39 protein-coding genes are annotated in these 23,201 nt (G+C 53.8%); all 39 read left to right on the top strand.

Translation table 11 applies throughout. The annotated features are described in order from the left end of the window. The coding region (locus tag M0Q23_04280) for a DNA-directed RNA polymerase subunit beta' (protein MCK9527857.1) at positions 1-765 on the top strand (765 nt) is incomplete at its 5' end. A 66-nt stretch (positions 766-831) separates the two neighbouring features. Further along, positions 832-1,203: a 30S ribosomal protein S12 gene (rpsL, locus tag M0Q23_04285; GenBank protein MCK9527858.1), complete on the top strand. Its 372-nt coding sequence runs from the start codon at positions 832-834 to the stop codon at positions 1,201-1,203. Between the two features lie 24 nt (positions 1,204-1,227). Further along, positions 1,228-1,698 (top strand): 30S ribosomal protein S7, encoded by a 471-nt coding sequence (rpsG, locus tag M0Q23_04290; GenBank protein ID MCK9527859.1) that lies wholly within the window; start codon positions 1,228-1,230, stop codon positions 1,696-1,698. Positions 1,699-2,040: 342 nt separating this feature from the next. Continuing rightward, on the top strand, positions 2,041-3,234 hold the full coding sequence (tuf, locus tag M0Q23_04295) for an elongation factor Tu (protein ID MCK9527860.1): 1,194 nt from the start codon (positions 2,041-2,043) through the stop codon (positions 3,232-3,234). A 33-nt stretch (positions 3,235-3,267) separates the two neighbouring features. Next, on the top strand, positions 3,268-3,576 hold the full coding sequence (rpsJ, locus tag M0Q23_04300; GenBank protein MCK9527861.1) for a 30S ribosomal protein S10: 309 nt from the start codon (positions 3,268-3,270) through the stop codon (positions 3,574-3,576). Between the two features lie 84 nt (positions 3,577-3,660). After that, positions 3,661-4,287, top strand: coding sequence for a 50S ribosomal protein L3 (gene rplC, locus M0Q23_04305; protein ID MCK9527862.1), 627 nt, complete (start codon positions 3,661-3,663; stop codon positions 4,285-4,287). Positions 4,288-4,307: 20 nt separating this feature from the next. Continuing rightward, complete coding sequence (gene rplD / locus M0Q23_04310) at positions 4,308-4,931, top strand: 50S ribosomal protein L4 (protein ID MCK9527863.1); 624 nt, start codon at positions 4,308-4,310, stop codon at positions 4,929-4,931. Beyond that, a complete protein-coding gene (locus M0Q23_04315) occupies positions 4,928-5,218 on the top strand; it encodes a 50S ribosomal protein L23 (protein MCK9527864.1) in 291 nt (96 codons plus the stop codon). Before rplD ends, M0Q23_04315 begins: the two co-directional genes overlap by 4 nt. A gap of 14 nt (positions 5,219-5,232) precedes the next feature. Continuing rightward, entirely contained in the window at positions 5,233-6,057 is an 825-nt protein-coding gene (rplB, locus tag M0Q23_04320; protein ID MCK9527865.1) for a 50S ribosomal protein L2, read from the top strand. Positions 6,058-6,059: 2 nt separating this feature from the next. Beyond that, positions 6,060-6,344: a 30S ribosomal protein S19 gene (gene rpsS, locus M0Q23_04325; GenBank protein MCK9527866.1), complete on the top strand. Its 285-nt coding sequence runs from the start codon at positions 6,060-6,062 to the stop codon at positions 6,342-6,344. A gap of 34 nt (positions 6,345-6,378) precedes the next feature. Next, complete coding sequence (gene rplV / locus M0Q23_04330) at positions 6,379-6,711, top strand: 50S ribosomal protein L22 (protein ID MCK9527867.1); 333 nt, start codon at positions 6,379-6,381, stop codon at positions 6,709-6,711. A gap of 19 nt (positions 6,712-6,730) precedes the next feature. Further along, positions 6,731-7,378, top strand: coding sequence for a 30S ribosomal protein S3 (gene rpsC / locus M0Q23_04335; GenBank protein ID MCK9527868.1), 648 nt, complete (start codon positions 6,731-6,733; stop codon positions 7,376-7,378). Between the two features lie 224 nt (positions 7,379-7,602). Next, entirely contained in the window at positions 7,603-8,031 is a 429-nt protein-coding gene (gene rplP / locus M0Q23_04340; protein ID MCK9527869.1) for a 50S ribosomal protein L16, read from the top strand. Next, positions 8,021-8,212 (top strand): 50S ribosomal protein L29, encoded by a 192-nt coding sequence (gene rpmC, locus M0Q23_04345; GenBank protein MCK9527870.1) that lies wholly within the window; start codon positions 8,021-8,023, stop codon positions 8,210-8,212. The genes rplP and rpmC overlap by 11 nt, the downstream gene beginning before the upstream one ends. A gap of 5 nt (positions 8,213-8,217) precedes the next feature. After that, on the top strand, positions 8,218-8,475 hold the full coding sequence (rpsQ, locus tag M0Q23_04350) for a 30S ribosomal protein S17 (protein ID MCK9527871.1): 258 nt from the start codon (positions 8,218-8,220) through the stop codon (positions 8,473-8,475). 27 nt (positions 8,476-8,502) lie between these two features. Continuing rightward, the gene (gene rplN / locus M0Q23_04355; protein MCK9527872.1) at positions 8,503-8,871 is read left to right on the top strand and encodes a 50S ribosomal protein L14; all 369 of its coding nucleotides are present in this window, start codon (positions 8,503-8,505) and stop codon (positions 8,869-8,871) included. Between the two features lie 39 nt (positions 8,872-8,910). Further along, the gene (rplX, locus tag M0Q23_04360; GenBank protein MCK9527873.1) at positions 8,911-9,222 is read left to right on the top strand and encodes a 50S ribosomal protein L24; all 312 of its coding nucleotides are present in this window, start codon (positions 8,911-8,913) and stop codon (positions 9,220-9,222) included. 15 nt (positions 9,223-9,237) lie between these two features. Next, positions 9,238-9,777, top strand: coding sequence for a 50S ribosomal protein L5 (gene rplE / locus M0Q23_04365; protein ID MCK9527874.1), 540 nt, complete (start codon positions 9,238-9,240; stop codon positions 9,775-9,777). 17 nt (positions 9,778-9,794) lie between these two features. Next, the gene (locus M0Q23_04370) at positions 9,795-9,980 is read left to right on the top strand and encodes a type Z 30S ribosomal protein S14 (GenBank protein ID MCK9527875.1); all 186 of its coding nucleotides are present in this window, start codon (positions 9,795-9,797) and stop codon (positions 9,978-9,980) included. 12 nt (positions 9,981-9,992) lie between these two features. Next, positions 9,993-10,397 carry a 30S ribosomal protein S8 gene (gene rpsH, locus M0Q23_04375; protein MCK9527876.1) on the top strand — a complete coding sequence of 135 codons (405 nt, stop codon included), beginning with the start codon at positions 9,993-9,995 and terminating at the stop codon, positions 10,395-10,397. A 43-nt stretch (positions 10,398-10,440) separates the two neighbouring features. Then, a complete protein-coding gene (gene rplF / locus M0Q23_04380) occupies positions 10,441-10,980 on the top strand; it encodes a 50S ribosomal protein L6 (protein ID MCK9527877.1) in 540 nt (179 codons plus the stop codon). Positions 10,981-11,010: 30 nt separating this feature from the next. Then, a complete protein-coding gene (gene rplR, locus M0Q23_04385; protein MCK9527878.1) occupies positions 11,011-11,379 on the top strand; it encodes a 50S ribosomal protein L18 in 369 nt (122 codons plus the stop codon). Positions 11,380-11,400: 21 nt separating this feature from the next. Beyond that, positions 11,401-11,880 carry a 30S ribosomal protein S5 gene (gene rpsE, locus M0Q23_04390; GenBank protein MCK9527879.1) on the top strand — a complete coding sequence of 160 codons (480 nt, stop codon included), beginning with the start codon at positions 11,401-11,403 and terminating at the stop codon, positions 11,878-11,880. A gap of 19 nt (positions 11,881-11,899) precedes the next feature. Continuing rightward, complete coding sequence (rpmD, locus tag M0Q23_04395) at positions 11,900-12,097, top strand: 50S ribosomal protein L30 (GenBank protein ID MCK9527880.1); 198 nt, start codon at positions 11,900-11,902, stop codon at positions 12,095-12,097. Then, complete coding sequence (gene rplO, locus M0Q23_04400; protein ID MCK9527881.1) at positions 12,094-12,534, top strand: 50S ribosomal protein L15; 441 nt, start codon at positions 12,094-12,096, stop codon at positions 12,532-12,534. Before rpmD ends, rplO begins: the two co-directional genes overlap by 4 nt. A 1-nt stretch (position 12,535) precedes the next feature. After that, complete coding sequence (secY, locus tag M0Q23_04405) at positions 12,536-13,843, top strand: preprotein translocase subunit SecY (GenBank protein MCK9527882.1); 1,308 nt, start codon at positions 12,536-12,538, stop codon at positions 13,841-13,843. A gap of 10 nt (positions 13,844-13,853) precedes the next feature. Continuing rightward, positions 13,854-14,603: a type I methionyl aminopeptidase gene (gene map / locus M0Q23_04410; protein MCK9527883.1), complete on the top strand. Its 750-nt coding sequence runs from the start codon at positions 13,854-13,856 to the stop codon at positions 14,601-14,603. A gap of 37 nt (positions 14,604-14,640) precedes the next feature. Beyond that, the gene (gene infA / locus M0Q23_04415; protein ID MCK9527884.1) at positions 14,641-14,859 is read left to right on the top strand and encodes a translation initiation factor IF-1; all 219 of its coding nucleotides are present in this window, start codon (positions 14,641-14,643) and stop codon (positions 14,857-14,859) included. Positions 14,860-14,886: 27 nt separating this feature from the next. Continuing rightward, positions 14,887-15,000: a 50S ribosomal protein L36 gene (gene rpmJ, locus M0Q23_04420; GenBank protein MCK9527885.1), complete on the top strand. Its 114-nt coding sequence runs from the start codon at positions 14,887-14,889 to the stop codon at positions 14,998-15,000. Between the two features lie 17 nt (positions 15,001-15,017). Next, positions 15,018-15,392, top strand: coding sequence for a 30S ribosomal protein S13 (gene rpsM / locus M0Q23_04425; protein MCK9527886.1), 375 nt, complete (start codon positions 15,018-15,020; stop codon positions 15,390-15,392). A gap of 18 nt (positions 15,393-15,410) precedes the next feature. Then, on the top strand, positions 15,411-15,803 hold the full coding sequence (gene rpsK / locus M0Q23_04430) for a 30S ribosomal protein S11 (protein ID MCK9527887.1): 393 nt from the start codon (positions 15,411-15,413) through the stop codon (positions 15,801-15,803). 56 nt (positions 15,804-15,859) lie between these two features. Continuing rightward, positions 15,860-16,492 (top strand): 30S ribosomal protein S4, encoded by a 633-nt coding sequence (gene rpsD / locus M0Q23_04435; GenBank protein MCK9527888.1) that lies wholly within the window; start codon positions 15,860-15,862, stop codon positions 16,490-16,492. A 33-nt stretch (positions 16,493-16,525) separates the two neighbouring features. Continuing rightward, on the top strand, positions 16,526-17,521 hold the full coding sequence (locus M0Q23_04440; protein MCK9527889.1) for a DNA-directed RNA polymerase subunit alpha: 996 nt from the start codon (positions 16,526-16,528) through the stop codon (positions 17,519-17,521). Between the two features lie 39 nt (positions 17,522-17,560). After that, positions 17,561-17,941, top strand: a complete 381-nt coding sequence (gene rplQ, locus M0Q23_04445; protein MCK9527890.1) for a 50S ribosomal protein L17 — start codon at positions 17,561-17,563, stop codon at positions 17,939-17,941. 245 nt (positions 17,942-18,186) lie between these two features. After that, entirely contained in the window at positions 18,187-18,447 is a 261-nt protein-coding gene (locus M0Q23_04450; GenBank protein MCK9527891.1) for a hypothetical protein, read from the top strand. Positions 18,448-18,598: 151 nt separating this feature from the next. Continuing rightward, entirely contained in the window at positions 18,599-19,867 is a 1,269-nt protein-coding gene (locus M0Q23_04455) for a bifunctional folylpolyglutamate synthase/dihydrofolate synthase (protein MCK9527892.1), read from the top strand. Positions 19,868-19,999: 132 nt separating this feature from the next. Beyond that, on the top strand, positions 20,000-22,195 hold the full coding sequence (lptD, locus tag M0Q23_04460; GenBank protein ID MCK9527893.1) for an LPS assembly protein LptD: 2,196 nt from the start codon (positions 20,000-20,002) through the stop codon (positions 22,193-22,195). A gap of 128 nt (positions 22,196-22,323) precedes the next feature. Next, positions 22,324-22,758 (top strand): 50S ribosomal protein L13, encoded by a 435-nt coding sequence (gene rplM / locus M0Q23_04465; protein MCK9527894.1) that lies wholly within the window; start codon positions 22,324-22,326, stop codon positions 22,756-22,758. A gap of 16 nt (positions 22,759-22,774) precedes the next feature. Next, the gene (rpsI, locus tag M0Q23_04470; protein ID MCK9527895.1) at positions 22,775-23,167 is read left to right on the top strand and encodes a 30S ribosomal protein S9; all 393 of its coding nucleotides are present in this window, start codon (positions 22,775-22,777) and stop codon (positions 23,165-23,167) included. The last annotated feature ends 34 nt before the right edge of the window (positions 23,168-23,201 follow it).

Raw genomic sequence — 23,201 nt, forward strand, 5'->3', positions numbered from 1 at the left:
AGAAAGCCCAAGGAGCACGCCGTCATAGCTGAAATTGACGGCATCGTAAGCTACGGGGACGACATCAAGGGTAAGCGACAGGTGATCATAACCCCTGATGTGGGGGAACCCAAGGAATATCTCATTCCCAAGGGCAAACACGTCAGCGTCCAGGAGGGAGACATGGTGATCGCCGGTCAGTCTCTCATGGAGGGGGCCAGCAATCCCCACGACATCCTGACTATAAAGGGCGACAAGGAACTGGCCCGTTACCTGGTGGATGAAGTGCAGGAAGTCTACCGACTTCAGGGAGTCAAGATCAACGACAAGCATATCGAGATAATTGTACGACAGATGCTTCGAAAGATCCGTATTGTCGATCCCGGCGATACGAAATTCCTCGGTGACGAGCAGGCCGACCGTTTGCGTTTCGAGGATGAAAACAACAGGATCATGGCAAAAGGCGGCAAACCCGCCACGGGAGAGCCCCTCCTGCTTGGTATTACCAAGGCGTCTCTCAGTACGAACAGCTTCATTTCCGCCGCCTCCTTCCAGGAGACGACCCGGGTGCTCACCGAGGCGGCCTTGTCGGGCAAGGTGGATCACCTGCGGGGTTTGAAGGAAAACGTCATCATGGGACGACTGATCCCGGCGGGTACGGGACTTGCCGCCTACAGAAAACTCGGCATCAGGGTCATCGGGTCCGAGGATGAATCAGAGGGGGATACCGCGCAAATAAATGGGGGAATTGACGAGAAAACCCTTGACAGCGGGGCCGTGAATTGATAGATACCAGCGTCTTTGCTGTTGATAAAAACGTTCCTGCGCGGCAGAGGGGTACAGGGAGGAAGAATGCCGACAATTAACCAGTTGATCAGAAAAGGGAGAAAAACGCCGAAGAAGACAACGGCGGTCCCTGCCCTCAGGGGGTGTCCCCAGCGCCGGGGCGTTTGCGTCAGGGTATACACGACGACACCCAAGAAGCCTAATTCGGCTTTGAGGAAAGTGGCTCGTGTTCGCTTGACCAGCGGCTATGAAGTAACATCCTACATACCCGGGATCGGTCATAATCTACAGGAGCATTCCGTTGTTCTTTTACGGGGTGGCAGAGTGAAGGATCTTCCCGGCGTACGGTACCATATCGTGCGGGGGGCCCTTGACGCCGTCGGTGTGCAGGACAGGAAACAGGGCCGGTCCAAATACGGTGCCAAAAGACCGAAATAATCTCGAAGAAGCAGGGATGGATGTATGCCGAGAAGACGAGACGTAGCGAAACGAAAAGTGATGCCGGATCAAAAGTACAACAACGTGCTGATTGCCCGGTTCATCAACAATCTTTTGAAGCGAGGCAAAAAGAGCGTTGCGGAGTCGATACTGTACGACTCGCTCGATCTTGTGGAAGAGCGCATGAAGGAATCACCGCTGTCAGTGTTTGAGCGGGCCCTCGAGAACGTAAAACCTGTTCTTGAGGTTAAATCGAAGAGGGTGGGCGGCGCCACCTACCAGGTTCCGACGGAAGTGAGACCCGATCGACGTATTGCCCTTGCCATTCGATGGATAATAGGGAACGCGAAAAGCCGTCCCGGGAGAAGCATGGAGGAAAAACTCGCGGCCGAATTCATGGATGCCGCAAGCAACCGGGGTGCCTCCGTAAAGAAAAGAGAGGATACCCACAAGATGGCCGAGGCAAACAAGGCCTTCGCTCATTACCGGTTCTGAAGAATGACTGCTTTGTACAATGGTACCGGAGGCATGTCTCCGGCACTATAGCCGGATGCTTGATTGCGCTCTTTCCTTCGTCGTTGCGGCGTACCCCACAGTACACCTCATTCTTCAGGATGTGCGCGCCTTGCCTCAAGGAACTTTTTACAAAGCCGTCCTCTATCGGACGTTTTTCGACTTCATCAAGAATGTTCGTTGCCTGAAACCGCCCTGCGTCAGGGTGGCGGCTGAGCCGGCAGAGTTTTACAGTCGAGGTTGTTCCGTACCGTCGGAATTGATTGAATTGTCTGTTTTACGCACGGGTGATAGCGCCCATTTTAACTAAAGGAGGCATTGGTTATGGCGAAGAAAAAATTTGAAAGGAAAAAGCCCCATCTCAATATTGGGACAATCGGCCATGTCGATCACGGCAAAACAACCTTGACTGCCGCGATAACAAAGCACCTGTCCTCAAAGGGCCTTGCCGATTTCATGGCCTTTGAGCAGATCGACAATGCGCCCGAGGAGAAGGAGCGAGGCGTAACCATCAACATCTCTCACGTTGAATACGAAACGGACAAGCGCCACTATGCGCACGTGGATTGCCCCGGTCACGCCGACTATATAAAGAACATGATTTCGGGAGCCGCCCACATGGACGGAACCATTCTGGTCGTTGCCGCCTCCGACGGACCCATGCCCCAGACTCGTGAGCATATACTCCTCGCCCGCCAGGTGCAGGTTCCCTATATAGTTGTGTTCATGAACAAGGTTGACCTTGTCGATGATCCTGAACTGCTGGACCTTGTCGAACTGGAACTGCGAGAGCTTCTCACGGCCTACGAGTTTCCCGGCGATGAACTGCCTATCATCCGCGGTTCCGCCCTGAAGGCACTTGAGACGGACGATCCGAATTCAGAGGATGCCAGGTGCATCAAGGAACTGATGGATGCCGTCGACACCTTTATTCCCGAACCTGTGAGAGACACGGATAAACCCTTCCTCATGCCCATAGGCGATGTTTTCACCATATCGGGCAGGGGTACCGTTGTGACGGGAAGAATCGATCGTGGCATCATCAGAACCGGCGAGGAAGTTGAAGTGGTCGGTATCCGGCCCACTTTCAAGACGGTCTGCACCGGTGTCGAGATGTTCAGAAAGACCCTCGACGAAGGCCGTGCGGGAGATGACGTGGGCGTTCTTCTCAGAGGGACCAAGCGGGAAGAAGTGGAGCGGGGCCAGGTCGTGGCAAAGCCCGGTTCGATCACTCCCCATACGAAATTTGTGGCCCAGGTCTATGTTCTGACCAAGGAAGAGGGCGGACGACACACCCCCTTCTTCGAAGGCTACCGGCCGCAGTTTTACTTCAGAACGACAGACGTGACGGGCGTCGCGCACCTTCCCGAAGGAGTCGAGATGGTCATGCCCGGCGATAACGTCGAGCTGAGGGGAGAGTTGATCACGCCCATAGCCATGGAAGAACAACTCCGGTTCGCTATCCGTGAAGGCGGCAGAACCGTCGGCGCGGGCGTCGTCAGCAAGATTCTGGAATAAAATCGAAACAGTATTTCGGGTTAACAGGAACTCATGGAAAATCAAAAGATACGCATCAGGCTCAAATCCTACGATTACAAGCTGCTCGACCGGTCGGCGGAAGATATCGTAGAAACGGCGAAGAGAACGGGAGCCCGTGTTGCGGGGCCGATCCCGCTCCCCACGGACATCAACCGATACTGCGTGAACCGGTCGCCCCATGTGGATAAAAAATCCAGGGAGCAGTTCGAGATCCGGACGCACAAGAGACTGATCGACATAATCGAGCCCACACAGGCAACCGTCGACACGTTGATGAAACTCGACCTGTCGGCCGGTGTTGATGTGGAAATCAAATTGTAACGATAGACAATGCGGGGAGATGGTGAGGGATTACAGCCAATCTCCTCCTTTTTCTTACACAGGGTTTAGGGAACAGTGTCGGCTATGAAACGGGGATTGATAGGCAAGAAACTGGGTATGACCCAGATATTTTGGGAGGATGGCTCTGTCATTCCTGTGACGGTCGTGGAAGCGGGGCCTTGTGTGGTCATCCAGAAAAAAACAAAGGAAACAGACGGATACGGGGCGGTGCAGATCGGATTTGAGCGGCGCAGAGAAAAACGGACCACCAAGCCCCTGCAGGGGCACTTCAAGAAAGCCGACAAGGGTTTTTTCAGGGTCCTCAAGGAGATCAGAACCGAAACTCCGGAAGATTACGAAGTCGGGCAGGAATTAAGGGCGGACATTTTTTCCATCGGTGATCGCGTCGATGTGGTGGGAACTACCAAGGGTAAAGGTTTTGCCGGTGTCATCAAGCGGCATGGCTTCGGTGGCGGCAGGGCCTCCCATGGATCCATGTTTCACCGGGCCCCGGGTTCAATCGGTGCCAGCGCATCTCCCGCGAGAGTATTCAAGGGGACCAAGCTTCCCGGCCACGCGGGGAATAGCCACAAGACGGCTCAAAACCTGGTCGTCGTGGGCGTCAGGCCCGAGAGCAATCTGATTCTCGTCAAGGGTGCCGTTCCGGGCAGCACCAGCGGTATCGTCTTCATCAAGGACGCCGTTAAATAGGATTTTTTGGAGAGAGCGTGATGGCCCTTCAGGCAGTATACGACATAAACAGAAACGAGGTCGGCGAGGTTGATCTTGACGATCGCGTGTTTGCGGTTCCCGTCAATACCGACGTCATCTATGAAGTTGTGACCATGCAGCGGGCACAGCGAAGGAGCGGTACGGCATCGACAAAGCGTAGGGGCGACGTGCACGGAGGCGGGAAAAAACCCTGGAGGCAGAAGGGAACCGGAAGGGCGCGGGCTGGAACCATACGTTCACCTCTCTGGAAGGGGGGCGGTGTTGTTTTCGGTCCCCATCCCCGCAGTTACTCCTTCAAGGTTCCGAGGAAAGTACGCAAGGCGGCTCTCAAGTCTGCGTTGAGCATGAAGTTGAAAGAAAACCAGCTGATTATTCTCAGGGAATTTCCCATGGAAGAAATCAGAACAAAGCGGTTCAAGGAAGTAATGGATCGCTTCGAACTGGCAAAAACACTCTTTGTGCTGGACAGGGAGGATACAGTTCTTGACAAATCGTCCCGGAACATACCCGATGTCAAGATGATGAGGGCTGAAGGCATCAACGTCTATGACCTGTTGCGCTACGACACGGTGGTTCTCATGGAGCCGTCGGTAAAAATGATAGAGGGGGCGTTGTTGTCATGATGGAATTGTATTCAGTCATAAAGCGGCCCCTGATAACGGAAAAAAGTACGATTTTGCGTGAGCAGGACAATGCCTATGTCTTTGAGATAGATCGTTCCGCTACGAAGATAGACGTAAGACGGGCCGTGGAAAAGATTTTCAAGGTCAGGGTGGCTGATGTACGTACCGTCAATATGCGGGGAAAGACAAAGCGCCGCGGAAGAATAGTCGGCAGGCGAAATCACTGGAAGAAGGCGATTGTCACCCTTGCTCCGGGCAACACGATCGAACTCTTTGAAGGCGTATAAAAGGACAATGGTACATGGGGATTAAAACGTATAAGCCGACATCGCCGGGAAGGCGGCTGCAGACGGGGGCGTCCTTTGAAGAAATAACCGGTTGCGCTTCCGAAAAGTCGTTGCTGCGGCCCCTGAAGAAATCGGGAGGGCGCAACAACTACGGAAGGATGACAAGCCGCTACAAGGGTGGAGGGCACAAGCGCGCGTACCGGCTGATTGATTTCAAGCGGGAGAAAACAGACATACCGGCCCGGGTTGTGGCCATCGAATACGACCCGAATCGCTCTTCTCGTATCGCGCTTCTCTCTTACCGTGACGGGGAAAAACGCTACATACTGGCTCCCGTGGGTCTGCAGCCCGGAGATACCGTCATCAGCAGCGAAAGTGCCGACGTTAAGCCCGGAAACGCCCTGCCCCTGAAGAGCATCCCCCTGGGTACGCTGATTCACAACCTTGAGCTTAAGATCGGCAAAGGGGGGCAGATAATCAGGAGTGCGGGATCCTACGGCCAGTTGATGGCAAAGGAGGGCTCATACGCGCTGATTCGTCTTCCTTCGGGCGAAGTCCGCAAGGTACGGATCGAATGTAAGGCGACCATCGGCCAGGTTGGAAATATCGAGCACGAGAATATCAGTCTCGGCAAGGCCGGAAGGGCGCGATGGCTTGGAATCCGTCCGCATGTCAGGGGTGTCGTCAAGAACCCCGTGGATCATCCCATGGGCGGAGGGGAGGGAAAGTCGTCCGGCGGTCGTCATCCCTGTACACCTTGGGGCGTTCCCACGAAGGGCTACAAGACACGAAAGCGCAGCAAGGAATCCGACAAATATATCGTGAAGAAGAGAGGTTAAACGTGGCGCGTTCGGTAAAGAAAGGTCCCTACATCGAAGAAAAGCTTCTGAAAAAAGTGCGTAAGGCCGAAGAAGCGGGGAGTAGAGCGGTAATAAAAACGTGGTCCCGCCGTTCCACGATTACCCCCGAACTGCTCGGGCATACCTTCGCGGTGCATAACGGGAAAAAGTTTATCCCCGTGTATGTAACGGAAAACATGGTGGGCCACAAACTCGGCGAATTTGCTCCCACACGCACATTTTACGGTCACGCAGGGGATAGAAAATCGAAACTGAGGAAGAGATAACGAAGCGTCAACGACAGGTACGGGGTTGCAGGACATGCAAGCGAAAGCCATAGCCAAATATGTGCGCATATCACCGCAGAAGGTATCATTGGTGATTGACCTGATCCGCGGAAAGCGGATCGAGGAAGCCGAGACGGTACTGAAATTTACGGAGAAAAAAGCGGCGCAGATCATCGGAAAGCTGTTGAAGTCGGCTGTTGCCAACGCGGCACAGAATCCCAACATGGATGAATCCGTCCTCTACGTGAAAGAAGCCTATGTTGGCCCCGGGCCCACGCTGAAACGGTGGCGGTCGCGGGCGCAGGGAAGAGTGGCGCCGATACGAAAAAAGACCAGCAACATCACCGTAATAGTGGCGGAACGGTAACGGTTGAGGAGGTGAGGCCTTGGGCCAGAAAGTAAATCCGATCGGATTCAGGCTGGGGATCAACAAAACGTGGAATTCCCGATGGTTTGCGGGTAAGAACTACAGCAAGCTGTTGCATGAGGATATCAAGATCAGGAACTTCCTGAAAAAGAAATTTTATCATGCCGGCATATCGAAAATTGAAATTGAGCGGGCTGCGGAAAAAGCAAAAATAAATATTTACACGGCCAGGCCCGGTATCATCATCGGCAGGAAGGGTTCGGAAATTGAAAAGATCAAGGCCGAACTCGAGCGGTTCATGTCCGGTGAGGCCATCATCAATATACTCGAGGTGCGCAAGCCCGAGGTGGATGCGCAGCTTGTGGCGGAAAATATAGCGCTGCAGTTGGAACGCCGGGTCGCTTTTCGACGGGCGATGAAGCGAGGCGTTCAGACAGCCATGAAATTCGGTGCCCAGGGAATCAGGGTTACCTGTGCGGGACGGCTCGGTGGTGCCGAGATGGCGCGGCGGGAATGGTATCGCGAAGGCCGCGTGCCTCTTCATACGTTGCGGGCGGACATTGATTACGGATTGGCGGAGGCGAACACGACCTACGGGAGGATCGGGGTCAAGGTGCTCATATTCCACGGAGAAGTGTTGCCCGAGGGAAAAGCGGCGACTACCTAGTGCCGTGTGAAACCAAAATTTTAGGTCAGATTCCGCCGCGTGGGGCGCGAGTTGCGTTACCCGGGGAAAGAGTAAGCGTGACACGGTGCTAGTGCCGTGTGAAACCAAAATTTTGGGTGAGATTCTGCCGCGTGGGGCGCGAGTTGCGCTACCCGGGGAAAGAATAAGCGTGATCCGGTGCGGTCACAAGGTGAAACGGGTACGGTCAGACAGGACGGGAAATTATGCTGGCTCCAAAACGAGTAAAATACCGAAAAGCACAGAAAATGAGGGGTTCCCTGGGGGGTAAGGCCCAGCGAGGGAACAAGGTTGACTTCGGTGAGTATGGGTTGCAAGCCGTTGAAAACGGCCAGATCACGGCTCGCCAGATCGAGGCCGCCCGTATCGCCATTACTCGCCACGTCAGGCGCGGAGGCAAGGTCTGGATACGCATATTCCCCCATAAACCCATAACCAGGAAGCCTCTTGAAACGCGAATGGGGAAGGGGAAGGGTTCTCCGGAAGAATGGGTTGCCGTCGTCAGGAGAGGAGCCGTTCTCTATGAAATGGAAGGAATCCCCAAGGAAATCGCCCGCGAGGCCTTCAAGCTGGCGGCCCAGAAACTTCCCGTAGCGACGAAATTCCTATCCCGGGAGATATTGGATGAAGTCTAAAGACGTCAGAGAGTTAAGTGTTGAGGAGCTGCAGCAGAGGGAGAAGCGCCTGGAGGAAGACCTTTTCAGGTTGCGCTTCCGCAACACGGCGGGCCAGCTTGAATCATCGGCATCGCTGGGGAAGACCCGCAGGAATATCGCCCTGATAAAGACAATTCTCAGGGAAAAGGGGGTACAATAGCAGGAATGGATCAGCGCAAGCCACGGAAAACCCTTCAGGGAATCGTCGTCAGCGACAAAATGGACAAGACAGTTGTCGTACGGACAGAGCGGCTGGTAAAGTTCCCGAAGTTTCACAAGTACATAAAACGACACGTCACATATAAGGCCCACGACGAAGAAAACAGCTGCGGTATCGGAGATCGTGTGCTGATTGCTGAGTCCAGGCCTCTGAGCAAGGAAAAAAGATGGCGGGTCAGGCAGATCATTGAGAAGGCCAGGTAGAATGCTGCAAGGTATGAGGTGGTCCTTATGATACAGATGCAGACATCCTTGAATGTGGCGGACAACTCCGGTGCCAAACGGGTGAGTTGCATTAAGGTTCTCGGCGGGTCGAAAAGACGGTACGCCCGGGTTGGTGACGTCATAATCGTTTCCGTGAAAGAGGCGATGCCCCACGGGAAAGTGAAAAAGGGAGATGTCATGAAGGCCGTGGTGGTGAGAACAACGAAAGAAACGAGCCGTGACGACGGAACCAGTTTGCGGTTCGACGATAATGCCGCTGTTCTTATAAACGATAATATGGAGCCCGTGGGAACAAGAATATTCGGACCCGTGGCCCGGGAGTTACGGGCCAGGCAGTTCATGAAAATAGTTTCACTGGCGCCTGAAGCGCTCTAACCGTGAACATCAGGGAAAGCAGATAGCGGGAAGAAGCCCATGCATGTAAAAAAAGGTGACACTGTAAAAATCCTCGCGGGCAAGGAAAAGGGAAAGACCGGAAAGATTCTTTCCATTCTTCAGGATAAGGGAAGAGTCGTGGTGGAGAAGGTAAACTTCGTAAAAAAACACCAGCGTCCCGACGGAAAAGGTAAAGGCGGGATCCTCCAGAAAGAAGGTTCGATCCATCTTTCAAACGTCATGGTCCTCTGCGGAAAATGTGAGAAGGGGATCCGCGTGGGGTACAGGAAACTTGAAGACGGCAAGAAAGTACGTGTCTGCAGGAAGTGCGGCGAGGTACTTGACGCATAGTCAAAGGACAGGTCAATGGCGAGACTGAAAGAATACTACAGAAGCGAGGTCCTTCCCGCTCTGACAAAGAAATTCGGCTACAGGAACAGAATGGAAGTTCCCCGGCTCGAGAAGATCGTTCTGAACATGGGGCTGGGGGAGGCCATACAGAACGTGAAGATCCTTGACGGCGCGGTGGCTGAACTCGCCATGATCAGCGGTCAGAAACCGGTTATCACAAAGGCGAAGAAATCGATTGCCACCTTCAAACTGAGAAAGGGCATGTCCATCGGGTGCATGGTGACTCTCAGGAGTGACCGGATGTATGAGTTCTTTGACCGCTTTGTCAATGTCGCCATCCCCCGGATCAGGGATTTCAGGGGTATTTCCCCCCGGTCCTTCGATGGGAGAGGAAACTTCTCGACGGGCGTCAACGAACACTATATTTTCCCCGAAACGGATCTTGACAAGATAGAGAAGGTCCTTGGTCTGAACATCACTATTGTTACAACGGCACAGACGGACGATGAGGCGCGGGAGTTGCTTCGACTGATGGGTCTGGCCTTTCGAAACTAGCTGCTGGAGGAGTGAGCGTGGCAAAAACGTCCTTGATGGTAAAATCGAAAAGGAAACAGAAGTTTTCTGTACGGGAATATAATCGATGTCCCCTCTGCGGAAGAGCGCGCGCCTACTATCGAAAATTTGACATGTGCCGGATATGCCTGAGAACACGGGCACTCGATGGAGGGATTCCCGGCGTTATCAAGGCGAGTTGGTAAGGGGTATGAACTATGGCCATAACTGATCCGATTGCTGACATGCTCACCAGAATAAGAAACGCGAACCGGAACAAGGTCAAAAGCGTCGATGTCCTTCTTTCAAAAATGAACACCGAGATCGCGAAGGTGCTGAAAAGAACCGGCTACATAAACGGATATGATGTGAAGAAAGAGGCAAGGACAGGGCATAATATGCTGAGAATATATCTGAAATATTCCCAATCCAAGGAAACGGTCATTCGGGATCTGCAGAGAATCAGCAAGCCAAGCCGCAGAATATACGCTCAAAGCCAGAGTATTCCCCCGGTTCTCAACGGCTATGGGGTGGCGATAGTATCCACGTCGAAGGGAGTCATGACCGACAAGGAAGCGCGAGCGCTCAATGTGGGTGGTGAACTGATCTGCGGCGTCTGGTAGGCGCTGTTCACGTATATATCAGCCGGGATCGGGAGATGTATTCATGTCGAGAATTGGTAAAGAGCCGATAACAGTCCCTGACAATGTCACCGTTGTTATGGAGGACGGTCTTGTCAGGGTGGATGGGCCGAAGGGGTCACTGACGCGAACGATTCCCGGCGAAGTTGAACTCTCTGTCGACGGATCGACTGTCATGGTGGTCCGGCGGTCCGATGATCGCCGCGTACGGGCCTATCAGGGACTGGCACGGACGCTGGTGGCGAACATGGTGCAGGGAGTCAGCCGGGGCTACGAAAAGAAACTTGAAATTGTCGGTGTCGGATACCGGGGAGAAGTCGAAGGAAGCGTATTGAAACTGCTGGTGGGTTTTTCAAAACCCGTTGAATACAAGATTCCCGAGGGCATTACGGTTACCGTCGAACGGCAGCTCAACCTGACCATTGGCGGTATCGACAAAGAACTGGTGGGAAAAGTGGCGGCTGAAATACGAGGCATCAAGAAACCGGAACCGTACAAGGGGAAAGGAATCCGCTATGCCGGCGAAACGGTGCGCAGGAAAGTTGGAAAATCGGCGGGAAGCTGATAGCAGGAAACCCACGAGGAGCGACGAACAGTGTCTGCTGAAAAGAAACTCAAAAAAGTAAGAGATCGGCGCACGGTACGCGTGCGCAGCAAGATATCAGGAACGGGGAAGCGTCCGCGTCTTTCCGTTTTCAGGAGTTCCCGCTATATTTACGTGCAGGCCATCGATGATGATCGGGGCGTCACCATCGCTGAAGCATCGGTACACAGCAGTGAACTGAAAAACACCTGCAAGACAATGAAAAAAGTCGACGCCGCCCTTGAAGTAGGTCGGCTCATCGCCAGGCGGCTCATGGCCCAGGATATCACCGAGGCCCTCTATGACAGGGGTCCCTACCTCTATCACGGGCGGGTGAAGGCTCTTGCGGACGGGGCACGGCGGGAAGGGTTGAAAATCTAGCTGACAGTGGAAAAGAATAACATGGAAGAGAACGAACTTCTCGACAAGGTAATAGCGATCAAAAGAACGGCAAAAGTAGTCAAGGGCGGCCGGAGATTCAGGTTCAGCGCCGTTATGGTCGTGGGAGACGGAAACGGATCTGTCGGTATCGGTCTCGGAAAAGCCCAGGAAGTACCGGAGGCTATCCGTAAGGGATCGGAAATGGCGAAGAAAAACATGGTTCGCGTTGCCGTCAAGGATGGAACGATACCCCATACTGTTATCGGCCACTATGGGTCCGGCAGAGTCCTCCTGAAGCCCGCCGCGAAAGGTACGGGGCTTATCGCCGGAGGGGCTGTCCGTGCCGTCCTCGAGGTGGCGGGCATTCACAATATCCTGACAAAGTGCCTCGGATCCCATAACCCCCATAACCTTGTCAAGGCAACCATGGCGGGCCTCAAGGAATTGAGAGCCCCCGAACATATCGCTTCCTTGAGAAACAAAGAACTGTCGGAATTATAAATGTGTTGAGGTGTCCGTTGTGGCGAAACAACTGAAGGTAAAATTGGTGCGCAGTCCCATTGGACGACCGGGCAAACAGCGAGAGATACTCCGCGGTATGGGTCTCGGAAAGGTGGGGAAAACGGTATATCTTGAAAATACTCCTGAAATCAACGGGATGATCAGAAAGGTCAGCCATCTTGTTTCAGCCGAGGAATATAGTGGAGACGCGTCATGAAGTTGAATGAATTAAAGCCTCCCCCCGGGGCGAAGAAACGCAGAAAACGCGTCGGTCGTGGTGACGGATCGGGTCGTGGAGGGACTTCCTGCAGAGGAACGAAGGGTCAGAACGCCCGCTCCGGAGGAAAGGTCAAGCCCGGGTTTGAGGGCGGCCAGATGCCGCTTACGCGTCGTCTTCCGAAACGGGGTTTCAGAAACCCCTTCCGGCAAGACATCGTCGCCGTCAATGTATTCCGGCTCAATGCTTTTCCCGAAGGATCGGTCGTCGACGCGGAAGCTCTGCTGGCCCGACGCATCATAAAGCGCACCGGAGACGGCATCAAGGTCCTGGGAAAAGGCGAGATCTCTGTTCCGCTCACAGTGAAAGCGGCGGGCGTATCGAAATCGGCCCGTGAGAAAATTGAAGCGTCAGGCGGTACAATAGAGGTCCTGTAATTTGTTCAGCGGAATCAAAAACATAACAAAAATACCGGAACTGCAGAAGCGGATTCTTTTCACCCTGGCTCTTCTCGCTGTCTATCGGGTGGGTGCCCACGTTCCGACGCCGGGCATCGATACGATAGCCCTGGCCGCCTTTTTCGAGCAGGCCCGGGGCTCTCTTCTCGGGCTCTTTGACATGTTTGCCGGCGGCGCCTTGAGGACGCTGTCCGTATTTGCCCTGGGCATCATGCCCTACATCAGCGCTTCGATCATCCTGCAGTTGCTGACCGTAGCCGTGCCGCACCTGGAAAAACTCAAGAAGGAGGGCGAGGCGGGCCGGAGAAAAATAACACAGTACACCCGGTATGGAACTGTTATCCTGAGTATCATACAGGGCTTTGGAATATCGGTCGGTCTCGAAAGCATGGCCGGTCCCACGGGGCTTTCCGTCGTCCTCGAACCGGGATGGTCCTTCCGTATCATGGGCGTCATTACGTTGACCGCGGGGACCTCCTTCCTTATGTGGCTCGGCGAGACCATAACGGAAAAAGGAATCGGCAACGGGATATCGCTTCTCATTTTCGCCGGTATTATCGTAACCCTGCCCGCGGCGGTGGTCAATACGACCCGTCTTCTCTGGACGGGAGAACTGGGCATATTTTTTGTCATCGCCCTGTTTGTGTTCATGCTTGCCGTGGTGGGGTTTATCGTTTTCGTGGAGAGCGGCCAGAGGAGAATTCCCGTTCAGTACGCGAAACGTGTTATAGGGAGAAAAATGTACGGCGGCCAGACGACGCATCTGCCCCTCAAGGTCAACACGGCGGGCGTCATTCCGGCCATATTCGCGTCGTCCATCATCATGTTCCCGGCGACGATAGCCAACTTTGTCCCCCATCCCTGGATGAACATGGTGGCGAGTTACCTCATGCCGGGACGAATGGTCTTCGAATCGCTCTACGTGGCATTTATTATATTTTTCTGCTATTTTTACACGGCCGTCACCTTCAACCCTGTTGATGTGGCCGACAACATGAAGAAACACGGCGGTTATATACCGGGGATCAGGCCGGGGAAGAAAACGGCCGAACACCTGGACTGGATTCTGACGCGGATAACCTTCAGCGGTGCCTTGTACGTATCGGCTGTTTGTGTTCTGCCCAGTATTCTCATAAGCCAGTTCCACGTTCCTTTTTATTTTGGCGGCACGGCGTTGCTGATCGTGGTCGGCGTCGCCCTTGACACGGCGGGGCAGATAGAAACGCACCTGCTGACCCGCCAGTATGAAGGGTTTATGAAAAAAGGGAAACTGGCCAGACGAAGATAAGAGAAAAACGATGGTTGTTTTGAAGACTCCCGAAGAAATTGAAACAATGAGGGAGAGCAACGCCATCGTTGCCGAGGTTCTGGAACTCCTTCGGGAGCTCGTGAGGCCGGGCATTACGACTCTGGAACTCGACAGGCGGGCCGAGGAAGCGGTGCGAATCCGGGGAGCCCTGCCGGCCTTCAAGGGATACGGGGGTTTTCCCTTCTCTCTGTGCGCCTCGATTAACGAAGAAGTGGTTCATGGTTTTCCCTCGAAGCGGATTTTGAAAGAGGGAGATATCGCGAGCCTGGATTTCGGTGTTTACTACGGCGGGTACTACGGAGACGCGGCGGTAACCATACCGATCGGTCAGGTCTCCCCATCGGCGGAACGCCTGGTGCGTGTGACGCGGGAAGCTCTCGACCTGGCAGTGCAGGAAGCCCGGGTTGGGAACCGGCTTGGAGACATATCGAACGCCGTCCAGACCCACGTTGAAAAGGCGGGGTTTTCACCCGTTCGGGATTACGTGGGGCACGGCATCGGAAAAGAGCTTCATGAAGATCCGCCGATCCCGAATTTCGGATCTCCGGGGCGCGGCATCGTTCTCAAGGCCGGGATGGTTTTTGCGATTGAACCCATGATCAACGAAGGAACCCATGAAGTGGTTGTGAAAGAGGACGGGTGGACCGTAGTCACCCTTGACGGTAAGCTTTCAGCCCACTTTGAACACACGGTGGCTATTACGGAACAGGGCCCCCGGATTTTAAGCGTGCCTGCCTGAAGGATCGGGGCAGGCCGCGGGATGTAACGGGAGTATTATGGCAAAGGAAGAATCCATCGTGGTTGAGGGGACGGTTATCGAACCGTTGCCCAACGCCATGTTCCGGGTTGAACTCGAAAACGGACATCGGGTTCTGGCCCACATTTCAGGAAAAATGAGAATGCATTTTATCAGGATTTTACCGGGGGACAAGGTCACCATAGAGTTGTCACCCTACGATTTGACTCGAGGACGGATCACCTATCGGTCCAAGTAGTGTCAATGGACGAATGGAGAAGAACACGTGAAAGTACGGGCATCGGTCAAGAAGATATGCGACAAGTGCAAGATAGTGAAACGACACGGGGTCGTACGTGTTATATGCGAGAATCCGAAGCATAAGCAACGTCAGGGATAAGGAAGGAGAGGTGTTCAGTGGCACGAATTGCAGGTGTTGATTTGCCGAGAAACAAGCGTATGGATATCGCTCTTACCTATATCTATGGTATCGGAAAATCGAAGGCGAAACTGATCCTTGAAGAAGCAGGCGTCGCCTTGGAGACAAACAGCGACAAGCTTGCCGATGACCAGATCGCGGCGATCAGGAGCATCATCGATCGGGAGTACCGGGTCGAGGGCGACCTTCGGAGAGACATGACCATGTCTATAAAACGCCTCATGGATATAGGCGCCTACAGGGGTCTTCGTCACAGAAAGGGACTTCCCGTCAGGGGACAGCGGACAGTGACCAATGCCAGGACCAGGAAGGGACCCCGTCGGGCCATCGGAAGCGCGAAGAGAAAGAAATAAGGAATATGGGGAGGCATAATGGCTCGACCAGCACGCAAGGGTACGAAGAAGAAAGAAAAAAAGAACATAACTGAAGGCATCGCTCACATCCACTCGACCTTCAATAATACCATCGTCACCATCACCGATATGAGTGGAAACGCCATCGCGTGGTCCTCCGGCGGTGCCCAGGGGTTCAAGGGGTCCCGGAAGAGCACGCCCTTCGCCGCCCAGACGACCGCCACGGAAGCAGTCAAGAAGGCGAAGCTTCAGGGACTCAGGAGCGTCCAGGTATTTGTCAAGGGTCCGGGAGCGGGCAGGGAATCCGCCCTGCGGGCGCTCCAGGCGGCGGGCCTGACGGTAACGCTGATTCGGGACGTGACGCCCATCCCCCATAACGGATGCCGTCCGCCGAAGCGCAGGAGAGTCTGAATCAGAAAACAGGCAGTCACGGGACATGCAGGGAACGTATTGAACGGAGGAACATTTTGGCACGATACAGAGAATCTCAATGTAAGTTATGCCGGACCGAAGGGATAAAATTGTTTTTGAAGGGAGACCGCTGTTACAGCGACAAATGTGCTTTTGAGAGACGGGGCTACGCGCCGGGAGAGCACGGACAGACCCGGGCCCGGAAGAAGCGGTCCGATTATGGAACCCAGCTCCGGGAGAAGCAGAAGCTCAAAAGAATGTACGGCCTCATGGAAAAGCAGTTCAAGAGCTTCTTTTACAAGGCTGAACGGGGCAAGGGTGTGACGGGAACAAATCTCCTCCTCTTCCTGGAAAGACGACTGGACAATATGGTGTACCGTATGGGATTCGCAGGTTCGAGAAGTGACGCGCGCCAACTTGTCAGACACGGCCATTTTCTCGTAAACGGCAGAAAAGTAACCATTCCATCGTATCTTGTGGCAATGGGGGATACGGTGGCGGTGCGAGAGAAATCCAGGAAAACCGTTCGCATCCTTGAAGCCATGGACACCGTCGCGCGCAGGGGTGTGCCGCAGTGGATAGAGCTCGACAAGGATAATTTTTCCGCCCTTCTGAAGGCATTGCCCTCACGGGAGGATTTGACGATGCCCGTTGAGGAACAGATGGTGGTCGAGTTTTACTCCAAGTAGTTAACACCGTGTACTTTATGAGGAATTGATGCTATGCAGAAAAACTGGCACAGTCTGATAAAACCCAGAAGAATAGAGGTGGATGGGAAAACTCATACCCCGTCTTACGGTGAATTTGACTGCCAGCCGTTGGAAAAAGGGTTCGGGACGACCCTCGGCAACTCATTGAGAAGAGTCCTTCTTTCTTCGATCCATGGCGCCGCGATCACATCCGTGAGGATTGACGGGGTGCTTCATGAATTTTCAACGATTCCGGGTGTAAAAGAGGATGTCACAACTATCGTGCTGAATCTTAAGGGCGTGCGTCTCAAGATGCACAAGGATGAACAGAAGGTACTCTCCATCAATGCCGTGGGAGAAGGTGTCGTCACGGCGGGAAATATCATAACCGACGGGTCCGTGACCATTCTGAACCCTGACCACCATATCGCGACACTGTCTCGGGGCGGTGTCTTGAAGGCGGATTTGAATGTTAAGACGGGGAAGGGGTATGTGCCGGCCAAAAACGAAAAAGAGCCGGACCAGCCGGAAGGAACAATTAACATCGATGCCATTTTTTCGCCCATACGGAAAGTCGCCTATTCCGTTTCCAACGCCCGGGTGGGACACATCACCGATTACGACAGGCTGGTCATGGAAATATGGACCGACGGTGGTGTACGGCCCGAGGACGCACTTTCCTATGCCGCGAGAATTCTGAAAGAACAGATCGAAGTGTTCATTAATTTCGATGAGCAGGAAGATGTTGACGAACCTCCTGAACATGAAGAAGAGTCACAAGAAAATGAGAATCTCTACAGAAGTGTCGATGAACTGGAACTCTCGGTACGTTCGGCGAATTGTCTGAGGAATACGGGCATACAGTACATCGGTGAACTGGTCCAGAGGACTGAAGCGGAAATGCTGAAGACAAAAAACTTTGGCAGAAAGTCCCTGAACGAGATAAAAGAGATACTCGCTGAAATGGGATTGTCTCTGGGCATGAAAATTGATTTTCCTCCGCCGTCGCCTGATGACGAGAGTCCATAGAATCGACAGGCGTCAGGATCGAGAAAGGATCTGAATACAATGCGTCACAGAAGGGCCGGAAGGAAGCTGGGGAGGACATCAAGCCACAGAAAGGCGATGATGAGAAACCTTGTGACCTCGCTTTTGAAGCATGAAAAGGTAGTGACCACCGATGCCAAGGCCAAGGAACTCCGAAGCGCGGCAGAAAAAATGATAACCCTTGGGAAACGGGGAACGCTGCACGCGAGGAGGCAGGCGCTTTCCTTTATTCGTGACCGGGAAACCACTGAAAAGGTATTCGATGTGCTTTCGGCTCGCTACAGGGACAGGGCCGGCGGTTATACCCGGATCATGAAGTCGGGGGTCCGCCTGGGTGACAATGCCCCCCTTTCCGTGATTGAACTCATGCCGGCAGCGGAGCCGAAAAAAACCTCGAAATAACAGGCGCGATCCATGCGCATATATCGATGAAGAGGCAGGATGAGAATCCTGCCTCTTTTTTAGTCTTGATTTTTCAGGGCCAGTCGATATACTTGTTAAACATTTCATGAAATGCGTTCCCCTGCAGGGGAACTGTCCCGTCACCGCCGATTGAATACCCTGTAGTGGAGAAAACGCTGTGGTGTACGGTATTTTTCACCGTGTATTCCTGTTGTGACAGGTCATGATTCGAGGGAGGTGACATAATGGCGGAGATAAAAGTCGGCGAAGTAATGAAATTTTTCTCAAAACCCGGTGTCGCGGCCGTAAAAATCACGGAAGGAGAGTTGGTCAACGGTGATCGCGTGCGGTTCACGGGTCATACGTCGGATTTTGAAGACACCATTTCTTCGATGGAAGTGAACAATCAAAAGATTGAAAAGGCCGTACCGGGCGACTACATCGGAATCAGGGTTTCCAACCGTGTCCGGGCAGGAGACGAGGTATTCAAAATTCTGCCCGATTGACATGCTTCGCGGTTGATCCCTGTTCGCGGTAACCAGGAAAGCCATGGCACCTGTCGGCGCGCGGGCCATGGCTTGCTTTTTTCTTCCAAACCCCGGATTCATCTCCCAACCGATGTCTCGCCGGCCATCGGGACAGGGACCGTAACACTTCATGGACATCAAGACAGCGCTTGACTATCTCTTCAGTCTCGAAAATCGTGGAATCCATCTTGGTCTCGGCCCCGTAACAGAGCTTCTCGAGTCTCTCGGAAATCCCCACAGGTCATTAAGGACCATACACATCGCGGGCAGCAACGGCAAGGGTTCCGTTGCCGCCATGATCGCTTCCATTGTTAAGCGGGCGGGGTACAGGGTTGGTCTTTACACGTCGCCCCATCTCGTTTGTTTCAGGGAACGTATCAGGATCGACGGTGTCATGATCGGTGAGGACGAGCTGGCGCGGCTGGTCACACTCCTTCGTCCGCGCGTGACCGATGAATTGACTTTTTTCGAAGTTGTCACGGCACTGGCCTTTCTCCATTTTCAACGGCATTCAGTTGATGTCGCCGTGATCGAGACAGGCCTGGGAGGCCGGCTTGACGCCACCAACTGTGTTGTTCCCGAGGTTTCCCTTATCACCACTATTTCATTGGAACATGAACGGTACCTGGGGAGAAGTATATCCCGTATAGCCGCCGAGAAGGGCGGAATCATCAAGGAGGGAGGGATCTGCATAACCGGGGCGACACAAAAGCGGGCACTCGATGTCTTCGAATCGATTGCGGAGGAACGCCGGGCGCGACTCATCAGGGCCGGCAGGGATTTTGCCGCCCGACGCCGGGGAGAACAGAGAATCTCCTACCGCGGATTGACGCGCGCACTCAACGATGTGCCACTCCCGCTGGCAGGGGGATACCAGGTGAAAAACGCCGCCCTGGCCCTTGCCTCGATCGAAATCCTTTCAGAAAAGGGCATGACCGTGGATGACGAAGCCATCATCGGTGGCATGGCATCTGTCCGCTGGGAGGGCAGGCTTGAGATAATCGACCGTAGCCCCCTGGTCATCGTTGACGGGGCCCACAATCCCGAAGGAGTAAGAGCGCTCTGCCGGTCCCTCAAGAACGATTTCACCTGGGAGCGACTTTTCGTCGTCTTCGGTGTCATGAGAGACAAACGATACAAGACCATGCTTTCCCTTCTTGCCGCCATGGCTGACACCATTATTATCACCGAACCTCAGTCAGGGTCAGACAGGGCGCTTCATCTTTCGGGCCGGGAGACGTGGCTTCCTGTGGGGCGGGGGACCACCTATGAGTCTGTTCCCGATCCTGAGAAAGCGATGCTTCGTGCCCGGGAACTGGCTGATGAAAAGGACCTGATCCTGGTAGCCGGTTCACTGTATCTGGTCGGTGCCGTTAAGCGGGCGGAAGACAGAGCGTGACGTCCCCGTAAGTCGCGGGACCATCGAATGCGAAGCCGTCAGAGTTTAGGTTTTTCAAATCCCATTCTTTGTGCTATCCATGCGGTGAAATGTGTACTGGAAGCGACATCACAAAGAGGGAGCCCCCTGTCCATGTTCCGGTTTATCACAGCATCGGCCGTCGTATTTGTCCTGGCTGTTTTTTGGCTGCTCCAGCCCTGCCTCACCATGGCACAGAAGAATCCATCGGGGCCGACTCATATCGAGGCTGAACGTATTCGGTATATCAGCGACCCGGAAGGCTATGAGGCGGAAGGAGATGTGGTTATTACCTTCGATGGAGGATACCTGAAGGCTGATCGGGCCTGCCTCGAGGTTCAGTCCGGCGACGCCGGGGCCGAGGGAAATGTCTTCATACAAAGCGGCGGGGATATCATGGAGGGGTCCCGCACTGTGCTCAATGTCAACACAAAGGTGGGGACCATTTTCGACGGCAGGATTTTTTATGATCCCAGTCAGGTATTCCTCAGGGGAAAGACCATCGAGAAACGGGGAGAGGGTGAGTACCGTCTTCTGGATGCCGAAGTGACGACCTGCTGCGGGGATGTACCTGACTGGAAAATTACGGGCCGAAGGATTAACGTAGCCATCGACGGGTACGGAACAATCAGACACGGAACCTTCAGAATACGTGACTTCCCGGTACTGTACATCCCCTGGATGATATTCCCTGCCAAGACGACCCGCCAGTCGGGGTTTCTGTACCCGAGGATTGCCTACTCCAGTGACAAGCTGGGCTGGGATGTGGGGATCCCCTACTACCACGTCCTGTCGGACGCCATGGACGTCACCCTGTTCCAACGCTACATGGACAAACGGGGATACCAGCAGGGAGCGGAGTTCCGGTACTTTCTCGGCGAGAATTCTTTCGGGACCTTCTACGCCGACTATCTCAGGGACGGCATGGATATTACGACCAGGGACGGTGACGGGGAGCTTTTCAGAGACTGGCGGGAGTCACGGGACCGATGGTCATGGTATCTGGACCATGAGAGCCGTTTCGATTCAGGCCTGTCGATCAGAGCGAACATGAAAAAGATTTCAGACAACTGGTATTTCCGGGATTTCGAGTCACATAATTATTACAGTGACCACTATGGTGAGAGCGGTGACCGACCGTTCCGGCGTGTGGATTTCACGGGAGACAAGAACCTCGCCTATCTAACATCGACGGTCCGACTCACCAAGGCCTGGGAACGTTTCAATATCACGGCGCTGGGAGAATATAAGGACAATCTGCGCCTTCATTCCAATGAAAGGACACTTCAGAAATATCCCGAGATCACCTTTACGGGTATGAAACAGCCCTTTTTGAATACCCCCTTTGACTTCGAGATAGATTCGTCCTATGGCTACTATTACCGGGAAACAGGCTACAGGGGCCATGTTTTTGATGCGGCTCCCGTCATATCGCTTCCTCTCAGGGCGGGAAATTATTTCCGATTTATTCCGGAGGCGGGTATCCGGGAAACCCGCTGGGACAGTAAAGACAGCACCGGTAAGCAGCCCGGAAGACGCGCCGGCAGGACCCTGTATCATGTCGGTTCAACCCTGACGTCAGAGGTGAGCCGCCTGTTTTCAGTTGGCAAGGGTTCCATAGATGTGGTGCGTCATTCTATAATCCCTGAAATATCATATCGTTTCAGCCCATATGTATCCCAGGACAACCGGCCTGATTTCGTTCCTTTTGTGGATGAAGAAAACCGTGTTTCCTATTCCATTAACAATACGTTTACGGCGCGGCTCAAGGATGATGAGGGTGTCAAATCGTACCGGGAACTTGCAAACTTCAAGATAGGCCAGTCCTACAACATCCGGGAAGCGAGACGGGCCGTGCCTGCCGGGGGTGAAAAAAAGAAACCTTTCAGCGAATATGACATGGAGCTTTCCTTGACGCCTCATCCATTCGTGCGGTTCAGCGGTGACGCCTCGCTGGACGCCTATAACAGCCACTGGAGAATCTTGAACGGACTTCTCCAACTTCAGGACTGGAGGGGGGATTCGGCCACGATGGAATATCGGTACACAAAAAACGTGGTTGAGCAGTTCGATATCGGCTTCAATGGGCGGATAACGGATTGTCTCACTCTTTTTCTTGAACGGATATACGACCGGATGGAGAAAAAAGGCCTGGAAACCACCTACGGCGTTGCCTACCGGAAACAATGCTGGGACGTGGTGTTAAAGTACACCGACAGCTACGATGACCGGGCATTCATGCTGATTATCACTCTTGCCGGTTTGGGTACCATGCCGGAGATTACGGGCAGCCTTCCCCACGGGGATTAGAAAAACCCGGCGGGTCGGAAGCGGCGCGCATCGCCTGTCGCCCGCGGGGACAGCTTTTTCCTCTTGACAAGGACGGAGTAATTGCATAGGGTACACTTTTATTTTTTAATACTGATTCACGGTGGATTATGAAAACCTACAGCGCAAAAAGCGGGGACATAACACGGGAATGGTATCTCTACGACGCGGACGGACAGGTCTTGGGACGTCTGGCCAGCGATATCGCCCGAAGACTTAAGGGCAAAAATTCGCCTCTCTACACACCCCACGTCGATACGGGCGATTTTGTCGTGGTCATCAATGCTGAAAAGATTACACTGACGGGCAGAAAACGTGCCGAAAAAGTGTATTACCGGCACAGCGGTTATCCCGGGGGATTGAAATCGGCTACGGCCAGAGATGTGCTCGAAAAAAAACCCGAGAATCTCCTGCGCATGGCCGTGAGGGGAATGCTTCCCAAAAACACCCTGGGAAGGAAAATGCTCAAGAAACTCAAAATTTACGCCGGAAGCGAACACCCTCACGGGGCGCAGTTACCCAAGATTCCGGAATACAAAAGCTGAAAAAGAGGAACGGTACATGGCGGTAAAACAATACTACGCGACGGGCAAGAGAAAGACGGCCGTGGCCCGGGTATGGATGCGGGAAGGTTCGGGAGAGTTTGTGGTCAACAAGAGAAACTTTGATGACTACTTCCAGCTCGAAACGGTGAAGAATCTCGTTAATCGCCCCCTGGATGTGACGGATATGAGGGGAAAATTCGATGTCCGGGTAAACGTTCGCGGAGGGGGGACCTCGGGACAGGCCGGGGCGATCAAGCACGGTATATCAAAAGCACTTGTGGAATATGACGAATCTCTGAAGGCGGTTCTCAGGAAGGCTGGTTTCCTCACCCGTGATGCCCGGATCAAGGAACGGAAGAAGTACGGTCAGCCGGGTGCGCGCAAGCGGTTCCAATACTCGAAACGGTAACAGTCAGGTGCAACGGCACAGGGGGCTCCGGCCC

This window comes from Syntrophales bacterium, from assembly GCA_023228425.1.
In the GTDB taxonomy this organism is placed as follows: Bacteria; Desulfobacterota; Syntrophia; order Syntrophales; family UBA2210; genus MLS-D.